Source organism: Streptomyces sp. NPDC058964, from assembly GCF_042741275.1.
Taxonomy (GTDB): domain Bacteria; phylum Actinomycetota; class Actinomycetes; order Streptomycetales; family Streptomycetaceae; genus Streptomyces.
The window spans coordinates 1-6100 of sequence record NZ_JBHYKH010000529.1; the positions used below are offsets into that span (position 1 = coordinate 1).

The following is a 6100-nucleotide window of genomic DNA, read 5'->3' on the forward strand; positions in this document are numbered from 1 at the left end:
ACTACCGTTGGGCAGCAGGGAGACCATCGAGAGGGGCCGACGTGACCACCACCGCCGACAGTGCCGCCATCACTGCCCAGGACCGCCCCCAGGGCCGACCTGAGCCGATGCACGCGATGAGCGACGCCGCGAGTCCAGAGGCGCACAAGCGCTCCCTGCCGGGCCGACCTCCCGGCATCCGGGCGGACAGCTCGGGACTGACCGACCGGCAACGCAGGGTGATCGAAGTCATCCGCGACTCCGTGCAGCGGCGCGGCTACCCCCCGTCGATGCGGGAGATCGGCCAGGCCGTCGGCCTTTCCAGTACCTCATCCGTCGCGCACCAGCTGATGGCACTCGAGCGCAAGGGTTTCCTGCGTCGCGACCCGCACCGCCCGCGCGCCTACGAGGTTCGCGGCTCCGACCAGGCCGCCCCCGTGCAGCCCACGGACACCGCCGGCAAGCCCGCCGCGTCGTACGTGCCGCTCGTCGGACGCATCGCCGCCGGTGGCCCGATCCTCGCCGAGGAGTCCGTCGAGGACGTCTTCCCTCTGCCCCGGCAGCTGGTCGGCGACGGCGAGCTGTTCGTCCTGAAGGTCGTCGGCGACTCCATGATCGAGGCCGCCATCTGCGACGGCGACTGGGTCACCGTCCGCCGCCAGCCGGTCGCCGAGAACGGCGACATCGTGGCCGCCATGCTCGACGGCGAGGCGACCGTCAAGCGCTTCAAGCGCGAGGACGGCCACGTCTGGCTCCTCCCGCACAACTCGGCGTACGAGCCGATCCCCGGCGACGACGCGACCATCCTGGGCAAGGTCGTCGCCGTGCTGCGCCGCGTGTGACGGCTGCGGCGGGCGAGCACGAGATGCCGCCCGTCCCCTGACCGGGCCCCGGGACCCCTGCGCCGGTTCCGGGGCCCTGTTCTGTCCGGGCCCGTATCCCTTGGCCGCTGTACATGGGGGGTCCGTCCCGACGCCGGGACAGACCCCCGGTCACTCCGCTTCCGACTGCTTCGCGGCCGCGTCGATCGCGGCCAGCGACTTCCGCACCTGGTTGCGGTCCGTGGTGGACCAGAAGTCGGGCAGCGACGCCTTCAGATAGCTGCCGTACCGGGCGGTGGCCAGCCGCTGGTCCAGCACCGCGACCACGCCTCGGTCCCCGGAGGCCCGAACGAGACGCCCGGCACCCTGGGCCATGAGCAGCGCCGCGTGGGTGGCCGCGACCGCCATGAAGCCATTGCCGCCGGCATCCTCGACCGCCTTCTGGCGGGCGCTCATCAGCGGGTCGTCCGGGCGCGGGAACGGGATCTTGTCCATGACGACGAGCTGACAGCTGGGGCCGGGGACGTCGACGCCCTGCCACAGCGAGAGCGTGCCGAATAGGCAGGTCTTCGGGTCCGCCGCGAAGTTCTTGATCAGCTCGCCGAGCGTCTCCTCGCCCTGGAGCAGGATCGGGAACTCCGGAACGCGGGAGCGCAGTTCCTCGGCAGCGAGCTGGGCGGCGCGCATGGAGGAGAAGAGACCGAGCGTGCGTCCGCCGGCCGCCTGAATGAGCTCGGTCAGCTCATCGAGCATGTCGGCGCGGTCACCGTCGCGCGCCGGGCGCGAGAGGTGCTTGGCGACGTAGAGGATGCCCTGCTTGGGGTAGTCGAAGGGCGAGCCGACGTCGACGCCCTTCCACTTCGGGAGGTCGTCGCCCTCGCTGCCCTCGGGGGCCAGTCCCAGGGAAGCGCCCACCCCGTTGAAGTCACCGCCCAGTTTGAGCGTCGCCGAGGTGAGGACGACGGAGCGGTCAGCGAAGAGCTTCTCCCTGAGCAGGCCGGAGACGGACATCGGAGCGACATGCAGTGAGGCCCCGAAGCGGTCGTGTCGCTCGTACCAGACGACGTCCCATTCCGATCCGTTCAGGACGCGCTCGGCCACGTCGTGCACCGTCTCCACGGAGGCCAGCGCCTGCTTGCGCACCGCGTCCTCGTCCTGGACCGACTTGTCACGCGTGGCACCGATTCCGGAGATGACGGTGCGGGCGGCGTCCCGCAGAGCCATCAAGGCGTAGCCGAGATCCTCGGGAATCTCCTCCAGGCGACCCGGCAGGGCCAGCTCCATCAGCCGTTCGAAGCCCTCGGCGGCGGTCTGGAGCTGGTCGGCGGCCTTCTCGTTGACCAGCTTCGCGGCGCGGCGCACCGCCCGGTTGACCTGGCCGGGCGTGAGCTCGCCGGTCGCGACGCCGGTGACGCGGGAGACCAGTTCGTGGGCCTCGTCCACGATCAGCACCTCGTGCTGCGGCAGCACCGGAGCACCCTCGATGGCGTCGATCGCCAGCAGCGCGTGGTTGGTGACGACGACCTCGGCCAGCTTGGCGCGCTCGCGAGCCATCTCCGCGAAGCATTCGGCGCCGTACGCGCACTTCGAGGCGCCCAGGCACTCGCGGGACGACACCGACACCTGGCCCCAGGCACGGTCGGAGACGCCCGGCGTGAGGGCGTCGCGGTCACCGCTCTCCGTCTCGTCCGCCCAGTCGCGCAACCGGAGCAGGTCCTGGCCCAGCTTGCTGGTGGGCGCGGCAGCCTCGAACTGGTCGAAGAGGCCCTCTTCCTCGTCCTGCGGCATGCCCTCGTGGAGACGGTGCAGGCACAGGTAGTTCGACCGGCCCTTCAGCATCGCGAACTCCGGACGGCGACGCAGCAGCGGGTGCAGCGCGTCGACCGTGCGCGGCAGGTCGCGCTCCACCAGCTGACGCTGCAGGGCCAGAGTGGCTGTCGCCACCACGACACGCTCCCCGTGCGCGAGCGCGGGCACGAGATAGCCGAGCGACTTTCCGGTGCCGGTGCCGGCCTGGACCAGCAGGTGGGATCCGTCGTCGATCGCCTCGGCGACCGCTTCGGCCATGGTCACCTGGCCGGGGCGCTCCGTACCGCCGACGGCGGTGACGGCGGCATGCAGGAGTTCAGGGAGTGAGGGCTTCGTCATAGCGCGACCACCCTACGGCCCGGCACTGACAAACGGGCGATCAAGGCTGGGACCAGGGGTGGGATCACGGCCAGGGCTCCTCGCACGGGACGGGGCAGAGGTGGTCTCACGGAGGCCCGTCTCGGCGGAGGCCAATGCGGGCCGGGTGGGCACCGCTTCGGGCCGAGCGGTGCACCGGGTGTGAAGATGAGGTCACGCGGTGCTACAGCCGATCACGCAGGGACCGGTCCCGGATCATGAGTGCGGCCCGCTTCGCGGGCAGGTCGACCTCCGCGGCGAACCGGAAACCCGCGTTGAGGAAGGCGGCCACGCAGGGCGTGTTGCGAAGATCGGGCTCCGCGATGACGCGCGCGCAGGCGGGGCGACGGTCGAGTACGAGGTCGGCTACGGCTCTGAGCAGGGCGGACCCCAGTCCCCGTCCACGGTCGGCGACACCGCCGATGAGGAGATGGACACCGGTGTCGTGCGGGCGGGCCGGATAGTGGCGGGCGAGCGGGTCCAGATCCGCCCGGTAGATCTCCCAATAGCTCATCGGGGTGCCGTCCAGCACGCCGACGCACGGGATGCTGCGCCCGTCACCGGCGAGTTGGGCCCGCAGGTGGTCCTCGGTCTGGGCTCGGGAGCCCGCCAGCTCCCAGAAAGCGGCGACGGCGGGGTCGTTCATCCACCCGCTGATGAGCGAGAGGTCGCGGTCGAGGCGGGCCGGGACCAGCTGGAACGGGCCCACGGGTGTGACGAGAGGACCCCAGTCGCCGAGGTGGTCCAGCAGGTCTTCGTCCGCGGCGGCGAACCGGTCGGCCGCCGCCGTGCTCAGATCGCCGGCGGCGGGGAGCCATGCGTCGGCCGGGACCGCACCCGGCGCCGTCACCCCGGCACCGCTCGCGGCCCCGGGGGCCTCCCCGGCGATGAGGGCGAGGAGTTCGTCGGGCAGGCGCAGGTCGAGAGTCTCCTCGCTGTCCTCACCGGGATCGGACCAACCGGGGTGAAGGGGGACGGGGCCGGCGTCGGCGCTCGCGTCGATGGGAGGCACAGCGTGCTCCTCTCAGGAGACGAGGTGGGTCATGGTCCTCGGAGACGGATGAGGCGGATGAGGCGGATGAGGCGGATGAGATGAGCGGAGCGGAAGTTGGGTGGATCAGGAGTGCAGGGGGTTGGCGATGGTGACGTAGACGGACTGGGTGTCGACCGGACCTACGAGTTCGTCGAGGCCGTGCAGCCGGGTCAGCAGATTGGCCTTGCAGCGCAGAACGGGTGAGTCCAGCAGCCGGGCCGGCAGGGAGGTGCGCAGCGGGGTGGGCCCCGAGGCGACGTCGGCGAGGAAGCGGCGGAACGCGGCGAGCAGCAGTTGTTCGTCGGCGAGGCGCTGGGAGCCGAACGCGCCGATCAGGCCGAGCACGTTGTTGATGGCGAGGTAGTACGCGAAACGTTCGTCGGTGACCTGGTCGGAGACGAAGGTGTCGCTGTACTCGCCGATGCCGGGCAGCCGGGCGTCGAGTTCGGAGCGCCGGGACTCGCGGAAGTAGTAGCCCTGGTTGTCGCGGTAGCGCCCGCCCGCAGGCCAGCCGTCGCCGTCCAGCAGGAGGAGGGTGTTCTGCTGGTGGGCCTCCAGGGCGATTCCGGCCTCGCTGTCCAGCCACAGCACGGGACGTACGACGTGTTCCAGGTAGCGGAGGAACCACTCGGTGGCGACGGCTCCACCGGGTCGGCCGGTCCGCTCGGCGAGCCGGGTGACGACCTGTGCGAGCCGGGAGCGCACGGGCGTGGTTCCCGGCGGCACGGGGACTGCGTCGGTGGCCGGCGCGGGACGCGGCCGGGGCGAGACGAGGCCCGCGACACAGGACACGTCGTCGGACGGGGCGAACGGGTTGTGCCGGATCACCACGTCGAGTCCGCGCACGGGCCGGCCGTCCGGACCGTCGACGGCCAGCCAGGCCGGGTCCCGGACGATGTCGAAGCCGGGGTGCACGGCCTGCCATGCCTTGGACAGGCCGGTGCGCAGCAGGCGGTGCACCTCGACTCCGCGGTGAAGTTCCTTACGGAGGTTCTCCCGGCGGGAGTTGGTGATCCGCAGGCCCAGCGACAGCTTGAGCATCGCGGGGGCTCCGGACTGGTGGACGGTGCGGACGGAGGAGGTGGGATGCCACGGGGTGCCGTGGGGACCGAGTTGGCGGAGCAGCCCCGCGTCGAGCAGGGCAGCGGTGTCGTCGCGGTGCCGGATCTCGCGGGACTGCCAGGGGTGGAGAGGCAGGGCCAGATATCCGTCGGGCAGTGGCAGCTCTGTTCCGGCGAGGCGAGTCAGGAGCCGGTCAGCCGGTACGGGACGGCCTCGCTCGGTCCAGGCCGAGTCGGCCGCGAGCACCGAAGGGGCGACGGCCATCCAGTGCAGCGGGAAGGATCCGCGCAACTCCGGTGAGTACAGGCGGGCTTCGGCCTCGGACAGGCCCTCGCGGCTCTTCGGGGTCGGATGGAGCGGGTGTCCGAGCAGGAGCGCCTGTTCCGCGGCGAGGAACAGGTCGGGTCCGTCCGCGGGCCGCTCGCGCCGCTCGCCGATGAAGGTGACGGTACGGCGGACGGAGTCGGCGACCCGTGCGACGAGGTCTCCGCCGTCGGTGCTCACCGCGGTTTGGGTGCCGCTGGGACCGGCTTCGGGCCCAGGGCACGGCGTCTCCCTGGCCAGCAGCGCCGCGAGGGTGACCGCGTCGAGCGGTGGGGCGTCCGCGGGGGCGTCGGCCAGACGCGGAAGTCCGAAGCGGTGTGAGCCGGTCGGCGACCAGTAGTGGACTGGTGCGTTCAGCGAGGTGCCGCTGGCGGGCAGCGGGATGCGGAGAGTGCCGGCGTCGGGCGCGGTGAGACTCGTCTCCCGTACCCAGCAGCGGAGCAGGTTCTCCACCGCGGCGGCCTGGGCGGCGGTGTGCGGGTCGGGGTGCTCCAGGAGGTCGGTGGGGGTGTCTCGTGCGCGCTCGGCCTCCAATGCGCCGTGCCCCTGCGGGGGCAGCGGCTCGGCGGTGAGCACCGGCGTTCGAGGGTTGCCGGAATCGTGGTCCGGGGCGTGGGAACGGCCGTTGGGGGTGGGGATCGCGTTCAAGACTGTTCCTTGGGCGTTCGGGTGGCTGGAGACCTTGGTCGGCGTTCGAACCGTTTGGTACGTCCCG

Annotated in this window: 4 protein-coding genes; 1 reads left to right on the plus strand and 3 read right to left on the minus strand. The window is 71.7% G+C overall.

From position 1 onward, the window contains the following. Positions 1 to 41: 41 nt before the first annotated feature. Positions 42 to 821: a transcriptional repressor LexA gene (lexA, locus tag ACFW2E_RS39250; RefSeq protein ID WP_384474574.1), complete on the plus strand. Its 780-nt coding sequence runs from the start codon at positions 42 to 44 to the stop codon at positions 819 to 821. 150 nt (positions 822 to 971) lie between these two features. Here lexA and ACFW2E_RS39255 read toward each other — a convergent pair whose 3' ends face one another. The 3 genes from ACFW2E_RS39255 to ACFW2E_RS39265 form a co-directional block, all read right to left on the minus strand. Then, positions 972 to 2948 carry an ATP-dependent DNA helicase gene (locus tag ACFW2E_RS39255; protein ID WP_384474577.1) on the minus strand — a complete coding sequence of 659 codons (1977 nt, stop codon included), beginning with the start codon at positions 2946 to 2948 and terminating at the stop codon, positions 972 to 974. A 202-nt stretch (positions 2949 to 3150) separates the two neighbouring features. After that, positions 3151 to 3978 carry a GNAT family N-acetyltransferase gene (locus ACFW2E_RS39260; RefSeq protein ID WP_384474580.1) on the minus strand — a complete coding sequence of 276 codons (828 nt, stop codon included), beginning with the start codon at positions 3976 to 3978 and terminating at the stop codon, positions 3151 to 3153. A gap of 105 nt (positions 3979 to 4083) precedes the next feature. Continuing rightward, complete coding sequence (locus tag ACFW2E_RS39265; RefSeq protein ID WP_384474583.1) at positions 4084 to 6033, minus strand: IucA/IucC family protein; 1950 nt, start codon at positions 6031 to 6033, stop codon at positions 4084 to 4086. Between the last annotated feature and the right edge of the window lie 67 nt (positions 6034 to 6100).

Bases quoted from the DNA above. Each gene is read 5' to 3' on its own strand.
- ACFW2E_RS39255 (WP_384474577.1), bottom strand. From the start codon at position 2,948: ATGACGAAGCCCTCACTCCCTGAACTCCTGCATGCCGCCGTCACCGCC.